The sequence below is a fragment of the Citrobacter portucalensis genome, from assembly GCF_002042885.1.
GTDB lineage: Bacteria > Pseudomonadota > Gammaproteobacteria > Enterobacterales > Enterobacteriaceae > Citrobacter > Citrobacter portucalensis.
In genome coordinates, this window is record NZ_MVFY01000005.1 from 275,256 (window position 1) to 296,478 (window position 21,223).

At 52.3% G+C, this 21,223-nt stretch carries 23 protein-coding genes; 7 read left to right on the plus strand and 16 right to left on the minus strand.

Translation table 11 applies throughout. The annotated features are described in order from the left end of the window. Positions 1–53: 53 nt before the first annotated feature. The 3 genes from BZK40_RS09995 to yfbV all read right to left on the minus strand — a co-directional run bounded on the left by BZK40_RS09995 (position 54) and on the right by yfbV (position 1,757). Positions 54–731: a sugar phosphatase gene (locus BZK40_RS09995; RefSeq protein WP_008785348.1), complete on the minus strand. Its 678-nt coding sequence runs from the start codon at positions 729–731 to the stop codon at positions 54–56. After that, a complete protein-coding gene (locus tag BZK40_RS10000) occupies positions 724–1,218 on the minus strand; it encodes a YfbU family protein (protein WP_003028086.1) in 495 nt (164 codons plus the stop codon). Before BZK40_RS10000 ends, BZK40_RS09995 begins: the two co-directional genes overlap by 8 nt. Positions 1,219–1,301: 83 nt before the next feature. Next, the gene (gene yfbV / locus BZK40_RS10005; RefSeq protein WP_003028087.1) at positions 1,302–1,757 is read right to left on the minus strand and encodes a terminus macrodomain insulation protein YfbV; all 456 of its coding nucleotides are present in this window, start codon (positions 1,755–1,757) and stop codon (positions 1,302–1,304) included. 339 nt (positions 1,758–2,096) lie between these two features. On the opposite strand from yfbV, the gene ackA reads away from it, so the two are divergent. The 3 genes from ackA to yfcC all read left to right on the plus strand — a co-directional run bounded on the left by ackA (position 2,097) and on the right by yfcC (position 7,239). Next, entirely contained in the window at positions 2,097–3,299 is a 1,203-nt protein-coding gene (gene ackA, locus BZK40_RS10010; RefSeq protein ID WP_003834770.1) for an acetate kinase, read from the plus strand. Positions 3,300–3,374: 75 nt separating this feature from the next. Beyond that, positions 3,375–5,519 (plus strand): phosphate acetyltransferase, encoded by a 2,145-nt coding sequence (gene pta, locus BZK40_RS10015; RefSeq protein WP_008785351.1) that lies wholly within the window; start codon positions 3,375–3,377, stop codon positions 5,517–5,519. Between the two features lie 199 nt (positions 5,520–5,718). Further along, positions 5,719–7,239 (plus strand): putative basic amino acid antiporter YfcC, encoded by a 1,521-nt coding sequence (gene yfcC, locus BZK40_RS10020; RefSeq protein ID WP_079934577.1) that lies wholly within the window; start codon positions 5,719–5,721, stop codon positions 7,237–7,239. 56 nt (positions 7,240–7,295) lie between these two features. Here the strand turns inward: yfcC and yfcD are convergent, their stop codons facing one another. From yfcD to yfcF, 3 genes are read right to left on the minus strand one after another with little or no spacing between them, the layout of a single operon-like run. Continuing rightward, positions 7,296–7,850, minus strand: coding sequence for an NUDIX hydrolase YfcD (gene yfcD / locus BZK40_RS10025; protein ID WP_003834775.1), 555 nt, complete (start codon positions 7,848–7,850; stop codon positions 7,296–7,298). Positions 7,851–7,906: 56 nt separating this feature from the next. Next, positions 7,907–8,458, minus strand: coding sequence for a phosphodiesterase (yfcE, locus tag BZK40_RS10030; protein ID WP_008785353.1), 552 nt, complete (start codon positions 8,456–8,458; stop codon positions 7,907–7,909). A gap of 55 nt (positions 8,459–8,513) precedes the next feature. After that, positions 8,514–9,158 (minus strand): glutathione transferase, encoded by a 645-nt coding sequence (gene yfcF / locus BZK40_RS10035; protein WP_079934578.1) that lies wholly within the window; start codon positions 9,156–9,158, stop codon positions 8,514–8,516. A 134-nt stretch (positions 9,159–9,292) separates the two neighbouring features. On the opposite strand from yfcF, the gene yfcG reads away from it, so the two are divergent. The 4 genes from yfcG to BZK40_RS10055 all read left to right on the plus strand — a co-directional run bounded on the left by yfcG (position 9,293) and on the right by BZK40_RS10055 (position 11,847). Further along, positions 9,293–9,928: a GSH-dependent disulfide bond oxidoreductase gene (gene yfcG / locus BZK40_RS10040; RefSeq protein ID WP_020996685.1), complete on the plus strand. Its 636-nt coding sequence runs from the start codon at positions 9,293–9,295 to the stop codon at positions 9,926–9,928. 54 nt (positions 9,929–9,982) lie between these two features. Beyond that, positions 9,983–10,345, plus strand: coding sequence for a dihydroneopterin triphosphate 2'-epimerase (folX, locus tag BZK40_RS10045; RefSeq protein WP_003028107.1), 363 nt, complete (start codon positions 9,983–9,985; stop codon positions 10,343–10,345). Positions 10,346–10,365: 20 nt separating this feature from the next. Next, positions 10,366–11,259, plus strand: a complete 894-nt coding sequence (locus tag BZK40_RS10050) for a TIGR01777 family oxidoreductase (protein ID WP_079934579.1) — start codon at positions 10,366–10,368, stop codon at positions 11,257–11,259. A 72-nt stretch (positions 11,260–11,331) separates the two neighbouring features. Next, complete coding sequence (locus BZK40_RS10055; RefSeq protein ID WP_079934580.1) at positions 11,332–11,847, plus strand: GNAT family N-acetyltransferase; 516 nt, start codon at positions 11,332–11,334, stop codon at positions 11,845–11,847. 33 nt (positions 11,848–11,880) lie between these two features. Here the strand turns inward: BZK40_RS10055 and hisP are convergent, their stop codons facing one another. The 10 genes from hisP to folC form a co-directional block, all read right to left on the minus strand. Beyond that, the gene (gene hisP, locus BZK40_RS10060) at positions 11,881–12,654 is read right to left on the minus strand and encodes a histidine ABC transporter ATP-binding protein HisP (RefSeq protein WP_003028114.1); all 774 of its coding nucleotides are present in this window, start codon (positions 12,652–12,654) and stop codon (positions 11,881–11,883) included. Between the two features lie 13 nt (positions 12,655–12,667). After that, the gene (gene hisM, locus BZK40_RS10065) at positions 12,668–13,375 is read right to left on the minus strand and encodes a histidine ABC transporter permease HisM (protein WP_003028116.1); all 708 of its coding nucleotides are present in this window, start codon (positions 13,373–13,375) and stop codon (positions 12,668–12,670) included. After that, positions 13,372–14,058, minus strand: coding sequence for a histidine ABC transporter permease HisQ (locus BZK40_RS10070; protein ID WP_003028118.1), 687 nt, complete (start codon positions 14,056–14,058; stop codon positions 13,372–13,374). The genes hisM and BZK40_RS10070 overlap by 4 nt, the downstream gene beginning before the upstream one ends. Before the next feature lie 186 nt (positions 14,059–14,244). Then, positions 14,245–15,027: a histidine ABC transporter substrate-binding protein HisJ gene (hisJ, locus tag BZK40_RS10075; RefSeq protein WP_003028120.1), complete on the minus strand. Its 783-nt coding sequence runs from the start codon at positions 15,025–15,027 to the stop codon at positions 14,245–14,247. A gap of 247 nt (positions 15,028–15,274) precedes the next feature. Continuing rightward, on the minus strand, positions 15,275–16,057 hold the full coding sequence (gene argT, locus BZK40_RS10080) for a lysine/arginine/ornithine ABC transporter substrate-binding protein ArgT (protein ID WP_006683634.1): 783 nt from the start codon (positions 16,055–16,057) through the stop codon (positions 15,275–15,277). 287 nt (positions 16,058–16,344) lie between these two features. Further along, a complete protein-coding gene (locus tag BZK40_RS10085; protein ID WP_003028125.1) occupies positions 16,345–16,914 on the minus strand; it encodes a UbiX family flavin prenyltransferase in 570 nt (189 codons plus the stop codon). A gap of 96 nt (positions 16,915–17,010) precedes the next feature. Beyond that, a complete protein-coding gene (gene purF / locus BZK40_RS10090) occupies positions 17,011–18,528 on the minus strand; it encodes an amidophosphoribosyltransferase (protein WP_003028127.1) in 1,518 nt (505 codons plus the stop codon). Positions 18,529–18,561: 33 nt separating this feature from the next. Further along, on the minus strand, positions 18,562–19,050 hold the full coding sequence (gene cvpA, locus BZK40_RS10095) for a colicin V production protein (protein WP_003028129.1): 489 nt from the start codon (positions 19,048–19,050) through the stop codon (positions 18,562–18,564). 213 nt (positions 19,051–19,263) lie between these two features. Then, positions 19,264–19,932 (minus strand): cell division protein DedD, encoded by a 669-nt coding sequence (gene dedD, locus BZK40_RS10100; protein ID WP_008785357.1) that lies wholly within the window; start codon positions 19,930–19,932, stop codon positions 19,264–19,266. Beyond that, entirely contained in the window at positions 19,922–21,190 is a 1,269-nt protein-coding gene (gene folC / locus BZK40_RS10105; protein ID WP_079934581.1) for a bifunctional tetrahydrofolate synthase/dihydrofolate synthase, read from the minus strand. The genes dedD and folC overlap by 11 nt, the downstream gene beginning before the upstream one ends. Positions 21,191–21,223 lie beyond the last annotated feature (33 nt).

Consider the following 21,223-nt stretch of genomic DNA (forward strand, 5'->3'; position numbering starts at 1 on the left):
GATGGACTGATTCTGCCATAAAAAAGCCCCAACAATCTGGGGCTAAATCATGATCAGGTATTTCTTATAACGACCACATTTCCGTTGGGTTGTTTGGTCACAGAAATATGTTCCAGACTGGTCAGCGAAAAATCAACTTCGTCCAGACGCGGCGTATCCGCTGGCGCGTTAACCGCGATGACATGACACCCAGCAGCCAGTCCTGAGAGCACCCCGGCGGGGGCATCTTCCACGACTGCACATTCCTGCGGTGCCAGGCCCAGAAGCTGAGCGCCTAACAGATACGCGTCTGGCTCTGGTTTCCCTCTTTTTACCCGCTCGGCGGTGACAAACACTTCAGGAGCAGGAAGCCCGGCAACACGATGACGCGCACGTGCGACCGGCATAGAACCGGAGGTCACAATCGCCCATGGAATACCTGCTTTATTGAGATGGTTGAGTAAATCAACTGCCCCCGGCAGCGCGGTGATCCCGGCGGTTTCCGTCGCTTCGATCTGTTCCAGACGGGTAAATTCCGCGGCGATCTCTGCCTCAGACTTGCCCACCATAAAGTGTCGCAGGGAGGTAATGGCCTGCTTGCCATGAATAAAGCCGAGTACCTCGGCGTGATCGAGGCCGAAGCGATCGGCCCAGTTGCACCACGCACGCTCTACTGCGGGTAAGGAATCGACCAACGTTCCATCCAGATCAAACAGAAAACCTTTGCACTGCACGCTCGCCCCCTCAGGCATTAATGATTTGGTTAATTTCATTCGCGCTCAGGTGATACTGACGCGGGCAAGAGTGCCAAACATTCAGCATACGCTGATATTTTTCCCACATTGGGGTCTGGGCGTTGAAGCCATGCGTACCCGCATCAAAGTGGGTGTAACGACCTTCCACATTGACCATAAAACGAACGTACCCGAGGAAACGGGCTTCCGTTGCGGCGTCAAAACCGAGGAAGGTCACGCGACGCTCATCAATAGCCTGCGCATCCTTAAGATTAGTCCAGGACACATGTAATGCGTGATACATCTCCATAATATCGATAATCGTACGACAGGTTTCTTCCGTCAGTTCACCAAACTCACGATCCAGCTCACGCATCTGCAAGCCGTAACCGCGTTCAATAATCGTCTGCAAACGACGATAACGCTCGGCGTTAGTTGGATCGAGCATAGTCATCATTTTGTACTGATTCGACAAAATCAGACGTTGAGCGTTGGTCATTTCCATTTGGGACTCCTGTATCACTACTACTGAGATGAAAAAAAAGAAGGCATTTTGTGCCTTCTTTTATATGCGTAATCAGGGGTCAATTACAAATCATCAAGGAAAGTTTTATCCAGTTGTTTGAAGGCGCGCTTAAGCGTGTCAGCCAGCGCCTGGTAATCCGGCTTTCCTTCTACCGGAGAGAGCGCCTGCCCAGCTTCTTGCAATTTACCCCGAACTTCGTAGAACCAATTGAGAATTGAAGGCGGCAGCGGCGTTACAGAACGTTTTCCCAGCCACCACATCCCCTGCATCGGCAGGCTAAGCGCAAACAGCGCAGTCGCCACGGCCGGGCCCAACTGCCCCCCTAACGCAATTTGCCAACATAAGGTGAAGACGGCGATAGGCGGCATAAAACGGATCGCGTAACGCGTCATGCGGATCACGCGGTTCTCAACAAACACGGGCGCAAGGCGCTTTTCCATTGGCCACGTCTTTGCATAGTGCTGCCCCCGGCGAAACAAGCTGAAAAAATTGACGGAGCGATTATCCGGTGTCGACATGGCGGTTACCTCAACTTCACATATAAAAATTAAAAAATTTGTGCAAAACAACAACTACAAGGGACATCGTTCAAAACATTTTGTCTTTGATACCCACATTCAGGTATCCTGTGCCGGCCTGTAAGGCCTGTAGTCCAAAATCATTGAGTCGTCAAATTGGCATACATTATGCCATTGCCTGAAAAATACGCAAAATGACATAGACTCAAAGGTATTTATTCCATCGTGCCCAAAAAGACTATGGCGCATGATGTTAATCATAAACGTCGGTGTCATCATGCGCTACGCTCTATGACTCCCTGACGTTTTTTTAGCCACGTATCATAAATAGGTACTTCCATGTCGAGTAAGTTAGTACTGGTTCTGAACTGCGGTAGCTCCTCACTGAAATTTGCCATCATCGATGCAGTAAACGGTGAAGAATACCTCTCTGGTTTAGCCGAATGTTTCCATCTCCCAGAAGCACGTATCAAGTGGAAAATGGACGGCGGTAAACAAGAAGCGGCTTTAGGTGCAGGCGCCGCTCACAGTGAAGCGCTGAACTTTATCGTTAACACTATTCTGGCACAAAAACCAGAATTGTCTGCGCAATTGACCGCTATTGGTCACCGTATCGTACACGGCGGCGAGAAGTACACCAGCTCCGTGGTTATCGATGATTCCGTTATTCAGGGCATCAAAGATTCTGCCTCTTTCGCACCACTGCATAACCCGGCTCACCTGATCGGTATCGCAGAAGCGCTGAAATCCTTCCCTAATCTGAAAGACAAAAACGTGGCTGTATTCGACACCGCGTTCCATCAGACTATGCCGGAAGAGTCTTACCTCTATGCTCTGCCGTACAGCCTGTACAAAGAACACGGCGTTCGTCGTTACGGCGCGCACGGTACCAGCCACTTCTTCGTCACTCAGGAAGCGGCAAAAGTGCTGAACAAACCGGTTGAAGAGCTGAACATCATCACTTGCCACCTGGGCAATGGCGGTTCTGTATCTGCTATCCGTAACGGTAAATGTGTTGATACCTCCATGGGTCTAACCCCGCTGGAAGGTCTGGTGATGGGTACGCGTTCCGGTGACATCGACCCGGCGATCATCTTCCACCTGCACGATACCCTGGGCATGAGCGTTGACCAGATCAACAAAATGCTGACCAAAGAGTCCGGCCTGCTGGGTCTGACCGAAGTCACCAGCGACTGCCGTTATGTTGAAGATAACTACGCTACTAAAGAAGACGCTAAACGTGCAATGGACGTTTACTGCCACCGTCTGGCGAAATACATCGGTTCTTACACTGCGCTGATGGATGGTCGTCTGGATGCAGTTGTCTTCACCGGTGGTATCGGTGAAAACGCAGCGATGGTTCGTGAACTGTCTCTGGGCAAACTGGGCGTTCTGGGCTTTGAAGTTGACCACGAACGTAACCTGGCCGCACGTTTCGGCAAATCTGGTTTCATCAACAAAGAAGGTACCCGTCCTGCGCTGGTTATCCCAACCAACGAAGAACTGGTTATCGCGCAAGACGCGAGCCGCCTGACTGCCTGATTTCACACCGCCAGCCTAGCTGGCGGTGCTGTTTTGTAACCCGTCTAAATTGGCGGTAACGAAAGAGGATAAACCGTGTCCCGTATTATTATGCTGATCCCTACCGGAACCAGCGTCGGCCTGACCAGCGTCAGCCTTGGCGTGATCCGCGCAATGGAACGCAAAGGCGTTCGTCTGAGCGTCTTTAAGCCGATCGCTCAACCGCGTGCCGGTGGCGATGCGCCAGACCAGACTACCAGCATCGTCCGTGCTAACTCTTCTCTGCCAGCCGCAGAGCCGCTGAAGATGAGCCACGTTGAATCTCTGCTGTCCAGCAATCAGAAAGATGTGCTGATGGAAGAGATCATCGCTAACTACCACGCGAACACCAAAGACGCTGAAGTTGTACTGGTTGAAGGCCTGGTCCCAACCCGTAAACATCAGTTCGCGCAGTCTCTGAACTACGAAATCGCGAAAACGCTGAACGCGGAAATCGTCTTCGTTATGTCTCAGGGTACCGACACCCCGGAACAGCTGAACGAGCGTATTGAACTGACTCGCAGCAGCTTCGGCGGCGCGAAAAACACCAACATCACCGGCGTAATCGTTAACAAACTGAACGCACCGGTTGATGAGCAGGGCCGTACTCGCCCGGATCTGTCCGAGATTTTCGACGACTCTTCCAAAGCGAAAGTGATCAAAGTTGATCCGGCTAAACTGCAAGAATCCAGTCCGCTGCCGGTTCTGGGCGCGGTGCCATGGAGCTTCGATCTGATCGCTACTCGTGCAATCGATATGGCGCGTCATCTGAACGCCACCATCGTTAACGAAGGCGATATCAACACCCGTCGCGTGAAGTCTGTGACGTTCTGCGCACGCAGCATTCCACATATGCTGGAACACTTCCGCGCAGGCTCCCTGCTGGTAACTTCCGCAGATCGTCCTGACGTGCTGGTTGCAGCATGCCTGGCGGCCATGAACGGCGTGGAAATCGGTGCCCTGCTGCTGACTGGCGGCTACGAAATGGACGCGCGCATCACTAAACTGTGCGAACGTGCATTTGAAACCGGCCTGCCGGTATTCATGGTGAACACCAACACCTGGCAGACCTCTCTGAGCCTGCAGAGCTTCAACCTGGAAGTTCCGGTTGACGATCACGAGCGCATTGAGAAAGTTCAGGAATACGTTGCTAACTACATCAACGCTGACTGGATTGAATCCCTGACGGCAACCTCTGAGCGTAGCCGTCGTCTGTCTCCGCCAGCGTTCCGTTATCAGTTGACCGAGCTGGCGCGCAAAGCGGGCAAACGCGTTGTTCTGCCGGAAGGTGACGAACCGCGCACCGTTAAAGCGGCAGCCATCTGTGCTGAACGTGGTATCGCAACCTGCGTACTGCTGGGTAACCCGGATGAGATCACCCGCGTTGCAGCCTCTCAGGGCGTTGAACTGGGCGCTGGTGTAGAAATCGTTGATCCAGATGTGGTTCGCGAAAGCTACGTTGCTCGCCTGGTCGAACTGCGTAAAAACAAAGGTATGACCGAAACCGTTGCCCGCGAACAGCTGGAAGACAACGTGGTTCTCGGTACCCTGATGCTGGAACAGGACGATGTTGACGGTCTGGTTTCTGGTGCAGTACACACCACCGCGAACACCATCCGTCCGCCGCTGCAGCTGATCAAAACTGCACCGGGTAGCTCTCTGGTGTCTTCCGTGTTCTTCATGCTGCTGCCGGATCAGGTTTACGTTTACGGCGACTGCGCGATCAACCCGGATCCGACTGCAGAGCAGCTGGCAGAAATCGCGATTCAGTCCGCTGATTCCGCAATTGCCTTCGGTATCGAACCGCGAGTAGCGATGCTCTCCTACTCCACCGGTACTTCTGGTGCAGGTAGTGACGTAGAGAAAGTTCGCGAAGCAACCCGTCTGGCACAGGAAAAACGTCCTGACCTGATGATCGACGGTCCGCTGCAGTACGACGCCGCTGTTATGGCTGACGTAGCGAAATCCAAAGCGCCGAACTCTCCGGTTGCAGGTCGCGCTACCGTGTTCATCTTCCCGGATCTGAACACCGGTAACACCACTTACAAAGCGGTACAGCGTTCTGCCGACCTGATCTCCATCGGGCCAATGCTGCAGGGTATGCGCAAGCCGGTGAACGACCTGTCTCGTGGCGCGCTGGTAGACGATATCGTCTACACCATCGCACTGACCGCGATCCAGTCTTCCCAGCAGCAGCAATAATCTGCCGAGTGTGCCGGATCTCTTATCCGGCAACACATCTGCTTATCAAACCGGAAATAGCTGATATTTCCGGTTTTTTTATGTCTTTTTCCCCTTTGGCATAATCTGAAACATTTGCCTGGATGCGCTGCATCAATGAATAACTATTCTTCTGTTCGCATACTTACTCTCTTTTGCGTTGCAACAGGGATAGTCTTTCATGTCAGCAGTAACAGAATCACAGCCAGCTAAAAAATGGGCGATGCCCGACACGCTGGTGATTATTTTTTTCGTCGCCATTTTAACCAGTCTGGCAACATGGGTTGTTCCCGTCGGGTTGTTCGACAGCCAGGAAGTTCAGTATCAGGTTGATGGACAAACCAAAACCCGTAAGGTGGTTGACCCCCATTCCTTTCGTATTCTGACCAACGACGCAGGTGAAGAGCAGTATCACCGGGTGCAGTTATTCACCACCGGAGATGAACGCCCAGGCCTGATGAATTTCCCGTTTGAAGGATTAACTTCCGGCTCGAAATTCGGCACTGCTGTCGGCATCATTATGTTTATGCTGGTCATTGGCGGCGCATTCGGCATCGTTATGCGTACCGGCACCATTGATAACGGCATCCTGGCGCTCATTCGCCATACGCGGGGCAACGAGGTCCTGTTTATCCCAGTGCTGTTTATTCTCTTCTCCTTAGGCGGCGCGGTGTTTGGCATGGGGGAAGAGGCTGTTGCCTTTGCCATTATCATCGCGCCTTTGATGGTACGGCTAGGTTACGACAGTATCACCACCGTGCTGGTTACCTATATCGCGACTCAGATTGGTTTCGCCAGCTCATGGATGAACCCATTTTGCGTGGTGGTCGCGCAAGGTATTGCGGGGGTACCGGTGCTCTCTGGTTCCGGGCTACGCATCGTGGTCTGGGTGATCGCTACACTAATCGGGCTGACCTTCACGCTGGCCTATGCGGCGCGAATCAAAAAGAATCCGCTTTTGTCCCGGGTACATGAATCCGACCGCTTCTTTCGCGAGCAACAGGACGAAGTCGTGGAACGACGCTTCACGCTGGGCGACTGGTTAGTGCTACTGGTGCTGACCGCGGTGATGATTTGGGTTGTCTGGGGCGTTATCGTCAACGCGTGGTTTATTCCTGAGATCGCCAGTCAGTTCTTCACGATGGGTCTGGTGATTGGCATTATCGGCGTCGTGTTTCGGCTCAACGGCATGACGGTCAACATCATGGCCTCCTCATTCACTGAGGGTGCACGAATGATGATTGCCCCTGCCCTGCTGGTTGGTTTTGCCAAAGGCATTTTACTGCTGGTCGGTAATGGAGAGGCGGGTGAAGCCAGCATGTTAAACACTCTGCTGCACAGCATTGCCAATGGCATCAGCGGGCTGGATAACGCCATCGCGGCTTGGTTTATGCTGTTGTTCCAGGCAGTTTTTAATTTCTTCGTCACTTCCGGCTCTGGTCAGGCTGCGTTAACCATGCCGCTACTGGCACCGTTGGGCGATCTGGTTGGCGTAAACCGTCAGGTCACAGTCCTGGCCTTCCAGTTTGGCGACGGATTCAGTCATATTATCTATCCGACGTCAGCATCTCTGATGGCTACGTTAGGCGTTTGTCGGGTGGATTTTCGTAACTGGCTGAAGGTAGGTGCTACACTGTTGGGACTGCTGTTTATTATGTCCAGCGTGGTGGTGATTGGCGCGCAGATGATGGGTTACCATTAAAAAGTGTGCGTCCGGCCTACTCGATTTCTCGACGCAGTAGGCCGGATGAACAGAGTTTACTCAGCTTCTTCCTGCTTTTCGGCTTTCGCCCCTTCATTCTTGGCGTTGCGGGTCATCCACAGCGCCAGGGCTTTCAGGGAGTCCGGTGTAAATTCGTCGCAGCGCGCGGTAATTTCTTCCGGCGTCAACCAGCAAACTTCACTGACCTCATCTTCCTGAAGCGCAAACGGTCCGTGGGAAACGCAGCTAAACAACCCACCCCATACGCGACAGTTCTGGTCTTCAAAGTAAAACTGACCATGCTCGGCAAACGGCACGCCCGCAATCCCCAGTTCCTCTTCTGCTTCACGACGCGCTGATTCCAGCATCTGCTCGTCAGCCTGAACCACACCGCCTGCGGTGGCATCCAGCATGCCGGGCAAAAAATCTTTTGTCTCAGTGCGACGTTGAACCAGAATTTTGCCCATACCATCATGCACAACGATATACGTTGCACGATGGCGTAAGCGTTGCGCCCGCATTTGTTCCCGGCTGGACTGTGCAATGACTTCGTTGTCTTCATTCACAATATCCACCCATTCAGTACTTGCCAAACGACGCTGTTCCACCATCAGGAAACCTTCTTTTTTCTGGCGCTCTTACGGCGCGTTTATGTTTGTGGGGTAAATTACGGATTAATCTCGACCTGTGCAATAACACTTTGATCATTGAGTGCCATTACGCTGAGAACATTATCATCCAGAATCCCGTAACTTGCCGCAAAGCCCCCTTTCGGGATGCTTACCGAGCCGGGATTGAAATGATAGATACCCTCGCGCCGCTCAGCAACCGGCAGATGAGTATGCCCATAAACCAGAACATCGCCCGCATTGAGCACCGGCATATTTTGCGGGCCAAAAAGGTGTCCGTGCGTCAAAAAGAGTCGCTGGTTTTCTGTCAGAATTTGCTGCCACGGCGCAGTCATCGGAAAATGCAGGAGCATCTGATCCACTTCGCTGTCGCAATTACCACGCACCGCAATAATTCGCGATGCCAGCTCATTCAGCCGTTCAGCAACCTGCGCAGGTGCATAGCCTTCTGGAAGCGCATTACGCGGCCCGTGGTTTAAAACATCACCCAATATCACCAGCCATTGCGCGCCGCTTGCAGCAAACCGTTCGAGTACGCGTTCCGTGGCTGGCAACGAACCATGAATGTCCGATGCGAACATCAGTTTCATCACTCACTCCTCGCTGAAAATCACCTTGTAATGATACTGGATTACGGCCCGTTTTTCAGCAGGAACGCTTCGCTGAAAGCGCGATAAAACGCTGTACTGAAGCGCGCTGCCACTGGAAGGCGGCGTATTCCGCAAGCGCTTCTGGAACCTCATCACCATTCAGGACCAGGCGATTAAGCATTAGCGCTAAATCACAGTCAGCGATACACCATTCGCCAAATAAATTCTGCTTACCGTGGCTCAGTAAACTGCTCGCAGTAGCGAACAGTTTTTCCGCACTGGCTTTTCCCGCTTCGCTTAACGGTCCTTTCTTCACGCCAGCAAAAACGACATCTGTTGATCGTTCCTCACGGATAGGCATTAAATCGCTGCGGATCCACGCCTGAACCTGGCGCGCCCGAGCGCGCTTTTGTACATCGTGTGGGTAGATACGCTCCCACTGTGGCGGTGCAAAGCTCTCTTCCAGGAATTCCGTAATCGCTGATGATTCGCTCAGTTCAAAACCAACGATCTCAAGAACCGGTACGCGGCGCGTCAAGGCGTAACCTTGCCATGAAGGATGCAAGTGTTCACCACTATTGAGATCAACGGTTTTCAGCGTGAAAGGTAGCCCCTTCTCTTGCAGAGCGACATAAACAGACAGCACGTAGGGGGAGAAAAAATTGGCATCTGACCACAGCGTAATTGCAGATTTGCTCATAATGTCCTCTGAAGTGTATTGGCTTGCCTTCAAAATATAGAGTCTTTCTCTCGCTGTCACTTGATGAAAACTCACGCACGCCAACAGGCTCTATACTTGTAATGACCCGGTTCATGACAAAACGGATGCTGAAAATGATCGATCTCTATTACACGCCATCGCCAAACGGTCACAAAATCACGCTGTTTCTTGAAGAGGCACAGCTGCAATACCGTCTGATTCATGTCGATATCAGCAAAGGCAGCCAGTTTCGCCCCGATTTTCTGCTGATCTCGCCGAACAATAAAATCCCGGCCATTATCGATCATGCGCCGGAAGATGGCGGAAGGCCCATCAGCTTGTTTGAGTCCGGAGAAATTTTACTCTATCTGGCGGAGAAGAGCGGTAAGCTGCTCAGCGGTGAATTACGCGAACGCCACACCACGCTGCAGTGGCTTTTCTGGCAGGTCAGCGGTTTGGGCCCCATGCTGGGACAGAATCATCATTTCAGTCATTACGCTCCGCAAACGATCCCTTACGCTATTGAAAGATATCAGGTTGAAACCCAGCGCCTGTACAACGTGATGAATAAACGTCTGGAAACGTCACCCTGGCTGGGAGGCGATCACTACAGCATTGCTGACATTGCCTGCTGGCCGTGGATCCACGCCCATCAGCGTCAGCGCATCGACCTCGACAATTACCCGGCGGTCAATAACTGGCACGAACGCATCCGTACGCGTCCTGCCACGGAACGCGCCATGCAGCAAGCACTGAGTGAGAAGCGGTGACGCAATTCGGTTCTCGTGTATCATGCAGAGGTTCATACATGGAGGAAACCTGCAATGTCACAACCTGACGCTATTATTCGTATAAAAAACCTTCGTCTGCGCACCTTTATCGGCATTAAAGAAGAGGAGATCCTTAACCGCCAGGATATCGTCATCAACATTGCCATTCACTATCCGGCAGACAAAGCGCGTACCAGCGAAGATATCAACGACGCGCTGAATTACCGCACTATAACCAAAAGCATCATTGCCCACGTGGAGGGTAACCGCTTCTCATTGTTAGAAAAATTAACTCAAGATGTGCTCGATATCGCACGCGAACATCACTGGGTCACTTATGCTGAAGTCGAGATAGATAAACTTCACGCATTGCGTTACGCCGACTCAGTATCAATGACGCTGAGCTGGCAGCGCTAAAACGTAACCCGGGAGGCGACATGCAGATTCTGATTACCGGCGGTACTGGCCTGATTGGACGTCATCTGATCCCCTGCCTGCTGGAACTGGGGCATCAGATAATCGTAGTGACACGTACCCCTGATAAGGCTCGTCAGATTCTCGACTCTCGGGTCACGTTATGGAAAGGACTGGAAGAGCGGCAACATCTCAATAATATTGATGCCGTGATTAACCTTGCCGGAGAGCCTATTGCAGATAAGCGCTGGAGCGCACAGCAAAAGGAACGCTTGTGCCAGAGCCGTTGGGGCATTACGCAGAAACTGGTCGATTTAATCAATGCCAGCGAGACGCCGCCCTCAGTGTTAATCTCCGGTTCCGCTACCGGTTACTACGGTGATTTGGGCGAAGTTGTGGTTACGGAAGAAGAGCCACCGCATAACGAATTTACCCACAAGCTGTGCGTCCGCTGGGAGCAAATTGCCAGCACTGCGCAAAGCGACAAAACCCGCGTGTGTATGCTGCGTACCGGCGTGGTACTGGCCTCAGCAGGCGGCATTCTGGCAAAAATGGTTCCGCCGTTTCGTCTTGGCTTAGGCGGCCCGATCGGTAATGGACGCCAGTATATGGCCTGGATCCATGTTGATGATATGGTCAACGGAATTATCTGGCTGCTGAATAACGATCTACGCGGTCCCTTCAATATGGTTTCGCCATACCCAGTGCACAATGAGCAGTTTGCCCACGCGCTGGGTCACGCTCTGAACCGCCCTGCCATTCTGCGCATTCCCGCCACCGCTATGCGACTGCTGATGGGGGAATCGTCAGTACTGGTCCTTGGTGGACAACGCGCATTGCCCAAACGCCTGGAAGCTTCCGGTTTTACGTTTCGCTGGTACGATTTAGAAGAAGCGCTGGCGGATGTCATCCGATAACCCCTAAGCGCTATTCACAGTCGCCGTTGTGGTGGTAAGGTTATAGACTAGGATTTCCGCAATGGCGACGTTATGGCGATAATATCGACTCCCCGACTTACCCTCTCTTTGTTTCAATTTTCTGACTGGTCATTTTTCCAGAAACTCCGTGAATGTCCTGAAGTCATGCGCTATATGGGCAACATCGCCCCGGCGAAAGATACGCGGCTGTTATTCGCCAGACGTCTGGCCGCACAGCACACTTTCGTCATCCGCGAACATAACAGCCCGATGCCACTTGGCGATATTGGTCTGCAAATCAGCCATCTTTACCCGCAGGAAGCCGACCTCGGCTACGCCATCATGCCACAGGCTCAGGGGAAAGGTATTGCCAGCGAAGCCGTCCGCGCGGTGTGCCAGTATGCCTTCGATCATGCAGGTGTGACGGCGATAAACGCATACGCGCTGGCGGATAACAAGGGTTCAATCCGTATTCTGGAAAAGACAGGCTTTGTACGTACGCAGGTACTGGAAAAGGCGTATGAGATTGACGGCATCGCCTACGACGACTGGGTGTTTCGGCTGGAGCGCGACGCGCTAAAATTGTAAGCCCGGAAAGCGTAGCGCCTCCGGGCTGTTGACTTACTTCAGCGATCCTTTAAGGAACTGCTGCAAACGCGGGCTTTGCGGATTACCGAATACCTGCTCCGGGTCGCCCTCTTCCTCAATTTTCCCCTGATGCAGGAAAATCACGTGCGTGGAAACATGACGAGCAAACCCCATTTCGTGGGTCACCACCACCATGGTTTTCCCCTCTTCAGCCAGCTGTTGCATAATGCGCAGCACTTCACCCACCAGCTCAGGATCAAGCGCCGACGTAGGTTCATCAAACAGCAACACTTCCGGTTCCATCGCCAGCGCACGGGCAATGGAAACACGCTGCTGCTGACCACCGGACAGGTGCACCGGATATTTGCCCTGTGCGCGCTCATCAATGCCCACTTTAGCCAGATACTTCACCGCACGGTCGCGAGCTTCCTGCTTGCTCAGCCCCAACACCTGAATCGGCGCTTCCATGACGTTTTCCAGCACTGTCATGTGACTCCACAGATTAAAGTGCTGAAAGACCATCGTCAGACGCGTACGCAGCAGGCGTAGCTGATTTTTGTCCGCAACCTTCAACTGGCCGTCTTTGTCGCGCACCAGACCAATGTTCTGACCGCTGACGACAATCGACCCGGCACTCGGTTTCTCGAGAAAGTTAATGCAGCGCAGGAAGGTACTTTTACCGGAACCTGACGAGCCAATAATGCTGATAACATCACCCGCGTTGGCCTGCAGCGATACCCCTTTCAGCACTTCATGTTCGCCGTAGTGCTTATGTAAATCGATAACGTTTAATTTATTTTCAGACATCGTGTTACTCGAATCATTTAGAGGATACATGCTGCAACCAGCGTTTTTCCGCTTTACGGAACAGACTGATCAGGACATACGAAATAATCAAATACAGCACAGCGGCAATACCGAAGGCGGTAAACGGCTGATACGTTGCCGAGTTGATATCGCGAGCGATTTTCAACAAATCAGGTACCGTTGCAGTAAATGCCAGCGCCGTGGAGTGCAGCATTAAAATGACTTCATTGCTGTATGCCGGCAGCGCAATACGCAGCGCGGAAGGTAAAATAATGCAGCGATACAGTTTGAATGACGAGAAACCGTATGCGCGCGCAGCCTCAATCTCACCGTGAGGCACGGAACGAATAGCCCCGGCGAAAATCTCCGTGGTATAGGCGCAGGTATTCAGCGTCAGCGCCAGCACGGTGCAATTCAGCCCGCTGCGGAAAAACGCGTTGAGGAAGTCCGTGCCTTTAACTATTTCCAGCGTATACATCCCGGAATAAAACACCAGTAGCTGTACGTACAGCGGCGTCCCACGAAAAATATAGGTGAATAGCCAGATAGGGAACTGGATAAATTTATTACTGGAAACACGACCAATTGCCAAAAACAGCGCCAGTATCCCGCCCATCACCACTGACGAAATCAAAAGCCACAGGGTGATAGCGACGCCAGTGTAGCGATATCCGTCGGTCCACAGCAGGGACTTCCAGTATTCCTGAATAATCTCGATCACAGGTCAGCCCTCTTCACACCCACGGAATAGCGGCGCTCAAGGTACAGCAGCACACCATTAGAAACAGTGGTAAACACCAGATAGATGACCCCGCACACGACGGCAAAATAGAACGGCTCCCAGGTACTCTTCCCGGCAAGCTGAGTCGCTTTCACCACGTCTTCAAGTCCAAGCAACGATACCAGCGCCGTAGCCTTAAGAATAACCTGCCAGTTATTGCCGATTCCCGGTAAGGCATATCGCATCATCGCCGGGAACATAATGCGACGAAATATTTGTGAGCTGGTAAAGCCAAACGCCGTCGCGGCTTCAATATGGCCTTTTGGTACAGCCATAAACGCACCGCGAAAAGTTTCGGTAAAGTAGGCACCGTAGATAAATCCAAGGGTGATAATGCCCGCAACCATCGGATCAATATCAATCTGGCCGATACCGATGGCATCGGTAATGGTATTCAGCGCGATTTGTAATCCGTAGAAGATGAGCAGCATTAAGACCAGATCGGGCACGCCGCGGATTAGCGTTGTGTACCCTTCGAAAATAAGCCCCATTGCCCGGCTTTGCGACAGCTTTGCTGCTGCGCCGACAAGACCTATCAGAACCGCCAGTACCACCGAGCTGAGTGCCAGCTCCAGCGTAACAATTGCGCCCTGTAAAATAACACCTGAAAAGCCATACAACATGCTGCCTGTCCTGTCGTGTGTGGTGGAGTAGTAAGCCTCTTTTGATTTCAGACTAACCGTTAAATGCCGGATGGCGGCCTTGCCTTATCCGGCCTACAAAATCACCGTAGGCCAGATAAGCGCGGTGCCATCGGGCATAAATTCAACGCGTCAAAAATCTACGGGCTTTATCAGCACCTGCGGTAATTAACCGCCGTAAACATCAAAATCGAAGTACTTTTTCGCCAGCTTCTCGTAAGTACCGTCAGCTCGCATTTCGGCAAAGGCTTTATTCAGCGCTTCGCGCAGTTCGTTATCGTCTTTGCGCAGCCCCATACCGGTACCCACGCCGAACAACTTCTCGTCTTTCACAGACGGGCCGCCGAATTTGTAATCTTTACCGACTGGCTGTTTCAGGAAGCCTTCGCTAGCCGCGACTTCATCCTGGAACGCGGCGTCAATACGCCCGGCAGTCAGGTCAGAATAGATATTGTCCTGCCCCTGATAAGAGACAATCTCAATACCTTTTGGCGCCCAGTGTTCGTTACCGAACGTTTCCTGGGTAGTGCCCTGCAGCACACCAACACGTTTACCTTTCAGCGACTCAATGGTCGGCTGAATAGCAGAATCTTTAGCGACAACCAGACGCGAATCGGCTGCATAAAGCTTGTCGGTAAATGCGATTTCCTGCTGACGTTTTTCAGTAATGGAAAGCGAGGACATGATGGCATCGATTTTCTTCGCTTTTAGCGAAGGGATCAGCGCGTCCAGCGGGTTTTCCACGAAGGTACATTGCGTATTGATACGTTTGCACAGCTCTTTAGCCAGATCGATATCAAAACCGACTAATTCACCCTGCGCATTCTTCGATTCGAACGGCGCATAAGTGGGATCGGTACCGATACGAATTTTTTGCGGAATGGCTGCAAATGCTGCGGTAGCACTGGAGAAAGCCAGAACCAGAGAAAGAGACAACACCAGTTTTTTCATAACTATCCTCAACAGACTGTCTTTTATAGGGGATCTTTACAGGACCAGGTGCAGTTATCGTGCCATTAATCAGGCCGACAAGGCAAAGCATTCTACCCTGTCGGCGGTATTTATTTGCATGAAAAGCGCTTAAGTATGCACTCATGCTTATTAAGTCAGCGATAAAAGCACCAAAACAGTGCACTGAATTTATTATGCACCGAAATGGTTACCCGCAATGGTGCAGTCAATTCCCCACGCCGCTGTATTAATCGCCGTAGACATTAAAATTAAAATATTTGCTCGCCATTTTGTCGTAGGTGCCGTCTTTACGCAGTTCGCCCAGCGCTTTGTCGAAAGCGGCTTTCAGCTCTGCATCATCTTTGCGCAAGCCAATCCCGGTTCCGTCACCAAAGTATTTTTTATCTTTCACCGACGGACCGGCAAAAGCGTAATCCTTACCAGCAGGCTGCTTCAGGAAGCCTTCGCTGGCCGCGACTTCATCTTGCAATGCCGCGTCCAGACGGCCTGCCGTCAGGTCAGAATAGATGAGGTCCTGGTTCGCATAGGCCACCACGTCCACGCCTTTGCTGCGCCAGTTGTCATTTGCATAGGCTTCCTGAGTAGAGCCTTGCAGGACGCCAACGTGTTTACCCTTGAGGGAATCCAGAGTCGGCTGAATTGGGGAACCTTTCGCGGCGATCAGACGTGAGTCTGCAGCGTAAAGTTTGTCTGAGAACGCAATCTCTTGCTGACGCTTTTCGGTGATAGAAAGCGAGGAGATGATGGCATCAATTTTTTTCGCTTTCAGCGATGGGATCAGCGCATCAAAGTCACTGGCAACCCAGGTACATTTGATCTGCATGCGCTTACACATCTCATTTCCCAGATCGATATCAAAGCCGACAAAGTCGCCTTTGGCATCTTTAGAGGAAAAAGGAGCGTACGTTGTATCTGTACCAATACGAACCGTCTGCGGAAGTGCTGCGTAGCTGGCCGCGGTGGCGGAGAGTCCTACCAGCAAAGACAAAGCAAGAACCGTCTTCTTCATACATAACCCTCAAGTGGCGTAATTTTATTATGTTTTACGTTGTGTTGTGTGTTTGCAGACTTTTTCATGCATGTCTTATGCCATTTTCACGTCGATGAGGATATTCGACGTTAAATATGTTAATAAAACGTTGCAATAATGTCCTGATTTTGAAGATAGCAGGTCTGGCGGTTGAACCGCAGCGTTTCGTTGAGTTTTAACGAATTAAATGTTGAGGATATGATCGCGGTTACAAAATTGCCCTGAAACAGGGCAACGGATGATTCTTTGCACGCTGATGGAACGGCTTACGCCCCTTGCCAGCGGGTGAACAGGTCCTGCGGAAGGGTAATATCAAACTGGTCAAGCACGCGATTAACCGTTTGATTAATCACATCATCGAGCGTTTGCGGACGATGATAAAACGCCGGGACTGGTGGCATAATTACCGCCCCAATTTCTGCCGCCTGCGTCATCAATCGCAAATGCCCCAAATGCAGCGGCGTTTCGCGTACACACAGCACCAACGGACGGCGTTCTTTCAACACCACATCCGCCGCACGGGTAAGCAACCCATCGGTGTAACTGTGGACGATGCCAGAAAGCGTTTTGATTGAACAAGGCAGAATAACCATTCCGGCGGTCTGAAAAGAGCCGGAGGAGATACTGGCGGCGATATCACGGGTATCATGATTCACATTTGCCAGCGCCTGCACGTCGCGCACAGAGAGGTCCGTTTCCAGCGCCAGCGTCTGTCGGGCAGCGGCACTCATCACCAGGTGGGTTTCCACATCAGTGACGTCACGCAATACCTGCAACAGGCGCACGCCGTAAATTGCCCCGCTTGCACCAGAAATACCAATGATGAGTCGTTTCATGTGTAATCGCCCTTACTTGCTCAGGGCCGACTTTGCAGGAAATTACTGTGAGTTGCAAGCAAGGACGCAGGTTGCGCCCTTGCTTGCGAGCAAACATTAACCTTCGTTGTGCATCTCAAGGTTTTCCGCTTCGTTCTGACGCAATACCGCTTTGGCATCGTCATTACGCAGGGAGTCGAGGAAATCGAGATATTGCTGGTCGACGTCTTTGGTAACGTACACGCCGTTAAATACTGAACATTCAAACTGCTGAATATCCGGGTTCTCAGCACGGACAGCTTCAATCAGATCGTTCAGATCCTGGAAGATCAGACCATCTGCGCCGATTATCTGGCGAATCTCGTCCACTTCACGACCATGCGCAATCAGCTCCGTCGCCGTAGGCATATCGATGCCATAAACGTTCGGGAAGCGAATTTCCGGGGCGGCAGAGGCCAGATACACCTTCTTCGCTCCGGCTTCACGCGCCATCTCGATAATCTGTTCTGAGGTGGTGCCACGCACGATGGAGTCATCCACCAGCAGCACGTTTTTATCACGGAATTCCGCACGGTTAGCATTCAGCTTACGGCGCACAGATTTACGACGCAACTGCTGGCCCGGCATGATAAAGGTACGGCCCACATAGCGGTTTTTCACAAACCCCTGGCGGTACGGCTTACCGAGAATACGGGCAATTTCCAGCGCGATATCACAGGAGGTTTCCGGGATTGGGATTACTACGTCGATGTCCAGATCTTCCCACTCACGGGCAATTTTTTCGCCAAGCTTAGTCCCCATATTCACACGGGCGCTGTAGACGGAAATCTTGTCGATAAAGGAGTCAGGACGTGCGAAGTAAACGTATTCAAACAGACATGGATTGCTCACCGGGTTATCGGCACACTGACGGGTAAACAGCTGGCCTTTTTCGGTGATGTACACCGCTTCGCCAGGTGCTACGTCACGCAAGAATTCAAAGCCCAGCGTATCCAGCGCTACGCTCTCAGACGCCACCATGTACTCGGTACGGCCATCGCCAATATCGCGTTTGCCCATCACCAGCGGACGGATACCGTTAGGGTCGCGGAAGGCAACCATACCGTGACCGATAATCATCGCCACGCAGGCATAGGCGCCGCGAATCTGGCGGTTGGTTGCCGCAATGGCAGCAAAAATATTGTCGGCTTCCAGCGGGTAATGACGGAAGTTATCCAGCTCGCTGGCGAAAATATTCAGCAGAATTTCAGAATCTGAAGTGGTATTGATGTGGCGGCGCTTTTCTTCAAACAGCTTTTTACGCAACTCATGCGCGTTGGTCAGGTTGCCATTGTGGGCAAGCGTAATGCCATACGGTGAGTTGACGTAAAAAGGTTGAGCTTCGGAGGCGCTGGAGCTGCCAGCCGTTGGGTAACGCACATGACCGATGCCCATATTGCCCTGCAAACGCTGCATATGGCGCGCTTCAAAAATATCGCTCACCATTCCGTTTGCTTTACGCAAGCGGAAGCAGTTGTTGGCATCAATGGTGATGATGCCCGCAGCATCCTGACCACGATGCTGGAGCACCGTTAACGCGTCATAAATCGACTGGTTTACCGGCATAACACCGGCGATACCGACAATACCGCACATACGTCTTTTCCTCGTTCAGCAACGACCCAAAGTTTATACTTTGGGCAAGAAACTTGACGAGCTTTGCAGATAGTCAAAGAACCATCTGATGATGAAACTGAACTGCGGGATCAGCTGTGACTTACCCCAGTCTTCACTTTTCGACAGACCGGTAAAGGTATCGAGAAAGAACAGTATGGCGGCGACGATCAACGCTCCACGCAAAGCACCGAAGCAGATCCCCAACACCCTGTCGGTACCCGACAGTCCTGTTTTCTCTACCAGTTGGCCTATCACAAAGTTAACGATAGCGCCGACGATAAGTGTCGCGATGAACAGTATCGCGATAGCAATCCCATTTCGAACCAGTTCGTCTTCAAAGCCCGTAAACCAGACAGACAGGTAAGTGTAGTAATGGCTGGCGACAAAGAAAGCACAACCCCAAGTCACCAACGATAATGCTTCACGAACAAAGCCACGGATCAGGCTAACCAGACAGGAAAAACCAATCACCGCGATAATGGCGTAATCAATCCAGACCATATGTGTCCCACGATTTTACGCCCTGTCGTCCTGTTCGGGGCGCATTCTAACAGAAAAAGAAAACGTTTGCGTAGGGATTTCCTTTCCACGCGTAAATAAAAATGGCGCTGAAAAAATCTTCAACGCCATACGATTTTATGCCTCTTCGGGCACTGCCGGATGGCGGTGTAAACGCCTTGTCCGGCCTACATCAGAGCAACGTAACGCAATCCCTTAGTTAGGGGTATACCCCATCACCACCCCGCTCAAACCAGAGATCTTCTGCAGCTCGCCCAGCGAGTTCTTCAGCTTATCTTTGGAGGCGTCAGGTCCTACGAGAATGCGGGTTATTTTACCCTGCACCGGCGTTGACGGGGAAGTATATACCCGGAAGCCCGCGCCACGAAGTTTACCCACGATCTCATTGACCTTATCCGCGTTTTTCAATGCACCGAGCTGTACAACATACGCTTTGCCGGTTGGGGCTGGCGCTTCCTCAGCGGCCGGTTTCAGCGCTGGAGTCGGTGCCGGCGTTGGCGTCGGGGCGACAGCAACAGGCTGCGGCTTCGGTTTAGGTTTCGGTGGTTCCACAGGCGCAGGGACAGGATCTAACTCTGCGCTGTTTGCCGTCGTCAAACGTGATGGATCCAACGATGGCGCGGCAGCATCACCCGCACGCACCTCTTCTGCCGCCCCTTCCGGCGGCTGAGTCGGCAGCGCCTGCGTTGCTGCTGGCATCATGTCTGGTTCATCGCGATCGCCGGGTTTAGGCACCAGTGGGATCGCTGCAAATTCATCCTGATAATGCTTTTTCTGGCCGTCAAGCAGCCCGGGAAGCACAATTACCCCGAGCGCGACCAGCACAATTGTGCCGACTAATCGGTTCTGAAACTTACTCGCCACCGCTTCTCCCCACGTCTATTACTTCCATGACATGTGCGACAGTGTGAAACGATCCACACACCAACACGGTATCTTCTGGCTTCGCCTCAGCAAGTGCCGCAGCCCATGCCTGCGCCACGCTGTCATAAGCGTTGCCTTTGCCCAGGTGCTCCAGCAGCTGTTCTGCCGTTGCACCACGCGGCCCTTCCAGGGGCGCACAGTACCAGTCGTCAACCACACTTTTCAGCCAGGCCAACGTACCGGCAATATCTTTATCATGTAGCATACCGATAACCGCAAGTACACGCCCGCTTTTCACTAACTTTTTCAGACGTCCGGTCAGATACTCCGCCGCATGCGGGTTATGGGCAACATCAAAAATCACCCGCGGCGACTCGCTCACAATCTGGAAGCGTCCCGGTAAAATCGCTTGTTCGATACCGTCACGAATGGCCTGCTCGCTGACGTTAAGGCCGCTTGCGCGCAGTGCGGCCAGTGCGGTTGCAGCATTAGGTTGTGGCACCTGCGGCAACGGCAGGTGCGCCAGCGTTCCATGAGCATCAGTAAACGACCAGTCGTTCTCCGTGACCGCATAGCGCCAGTCCACACCGCAACGTTGCAAAATCGCCCCGCTCTCCTGAGCGACATCCGCGATGGTGTAAGGCATTTCCGGTTCGCCGACGATGGCCGGTTTCTCTGCGCGGAAAATCCCTGCCTTCTCACGACCAATACTTTCGCGATCCGGGCCCAGCCAGTCAGTATGGTCAAGCGCAATACTGGTGACTACTGCGACATCGGCATCGACGATATTGGTGGCGTCAAGGCGGCCGCCTAACCCCACTTCCAGAATAACAACATCCAGTTGGGCCTGTTTAAACAGCCAGAGTGCCGATAACGTACCGTATTCAAAGTAAGTCAGGGAAATGTCACCACGTGCGTCTTCAATCTCAGCAAACGAGGCGGTATGAGCTGATTCCGGCAGTTCACGCCCCTGCACGCGTACGCGTTCCGTGTAGCGCACCAGATGAGGCGAACTGTACACCCCAACTTTATAGCCTGCCGCAGTCAGCACAGATTCCAGCGTACGACAGGTTGTGCCTTTCCCATTGGTTCCTGCCACCGTAAAAACAAATGGCGCAGGTTTCAACACACCCAGTTTACGCGCCACCTCGCTGACGCGTTCAAGGCCCAGATCGATGGTTTTACTGTGCAGGTTTTCAAGATAAGAAAGCCACGACGCCAGGGGCGACGCGGCTTGAGGGATACGTTTATTGTCCATGATGCCTGTAGATTCTTTACGTTGAGAAAAGCA

Excerpts from the sequence above, each read along its gene's own strand:
- BZK40_RS09995 (WP_008785348.1), bottom strand. The coding sequence starts at position 731 with ATGCCTGAGGGGGCGAGCGTGCAGTGCAAAGGTTTTCTGTTTGATCTG.
- BZK40_RS10000 (WP_003028086.1), bottom strand. The coding sequence starts at position 1,218 with ATGGAAATGACCAACGCTCAACGTCTGATTTTGTCGAATCAGTACAAA.
- yfbV (WP_003028087.1), bottom strand. The coding sequence starts at position 1,757 with ATGTCGACACCGGATAATCGCTCCGTCAATTTTTTCAGCTTGTTTCGC.
- ackA (WP_003834770.1), top strand. The coding sequence starts at position 2,097 with ATGTCGAGTAAGTTAGTACTGGTTCTGAACTGCGGTAGCTCCTCACTG.
- yfcC (WP_079934577.1), top strand. The coding sequence starts at position 5,719 with ATGTCAGCAGTAACAGAATCACAGCCAGCTAAAAAATGGGCGATGCCC.
- yfcD (WP_003834775.1), bottom strand. The coding sequence starts at position 7,850 with ATGGTGGAACAGCGTCGTTTGGCAAGTACTGAATGGGTGGATATTGTG.
- yfcE (WP_008785353.1), bottom strand. The coding sequence starts at position 8,458 with ATGAAACTGATGTTCGCATCGGACATTCATGGTTCGTTGCCAGCCACG.
- yfcF (WP_079934578.1), bottom strand. The coding sequence starts at position 9,158 with ATGAGCAAATCTGCAATTACGCTGTGGTCAGATGCCAATTTTTTCTCC.
- yfcG (WP_020996685.1), top strand. The coding sequence starts at position 9,293 with ATGATCGATCTCTATTACACGCCATCGCCAAACGGTCACAAAATCACG.
- folX (WP_003028107.1), top strand. The coding sequence starts at position 9,983 with ATGTCACAACCTGACGCTATTATTCGTATAAAAAACCTTCGTCTGCGC.
- BZK40_RS10050 (WP_079934579.1), top strand. The coding sequence starts at position 10,366 with ATGCAGATTCTGATTACCGGCGGTACTGGCCTGATTGGACGTCATCTG.
- BZK40_RS10055 (WP_079934580.1), top strand. The coding sequence starts at position 11,332 with ATGGCGATAATATCGACTCCCCGACTTACCCTCTCTTTGTTTCAATTT.
- hisP (WP_003028114.1), bottom strand. The coding sequence starts at position 12,654 with ATGTCTGAAAATAAATTAAACGTTATCGATTTACATAAGCACTACGGC.
- BZK40_RS10070 (WP_003028118.1), bottom strand. The coding sequence starts at position 14,058 with ATGTTGTATGGCTTTTCAGGTGTTATTTTACAGGGCGCAATTGTTACG.
- hisJ (WP_003028120.1), bottom strand. The coding sequence starts at position 15,027 with ATGAAAAAACTGGTGTTGTCTCTTTCTCTGGTTCTGGCTTTCTCCAGT.
- argT (WP_006683634.1), bottom strand. The coding sequence starts at position 16,057 with ATGAAGAAGACGGTTCTTGCTTTGTCTTTGCTGGTAGGACTCTCCGCC.
- BZK40_RS10085 (WP_003028125.1), bottom strand. The coding sequence starts at position 16,914 with ATGAAACGACTCATCATTGGTATTTCTGGTGCAAGCGGGGCAATTTAC.
- purF (WP_003028127.1), bottom strand. The coding sequence starts at position 18,528 with ATGTGCGGTATTGTCGGTATCGCCGGTGTTATGCCGGTAAACCAGTCG.
- cvpA (WP_003028129.1), bottom strand. The coding sequence starts at position 19,050 with ATGGTCTGGATTGATTACGCCATTATCGCGGTGATTGGTTTTTCCTGT.
- folC (WP_079934581.1), bottom strand. The coding sequence starts at position 21,190 with ATGGACAATAAACGTATCCCTCAAGCCGCGTCGCCCCTGGCGTCGTGG.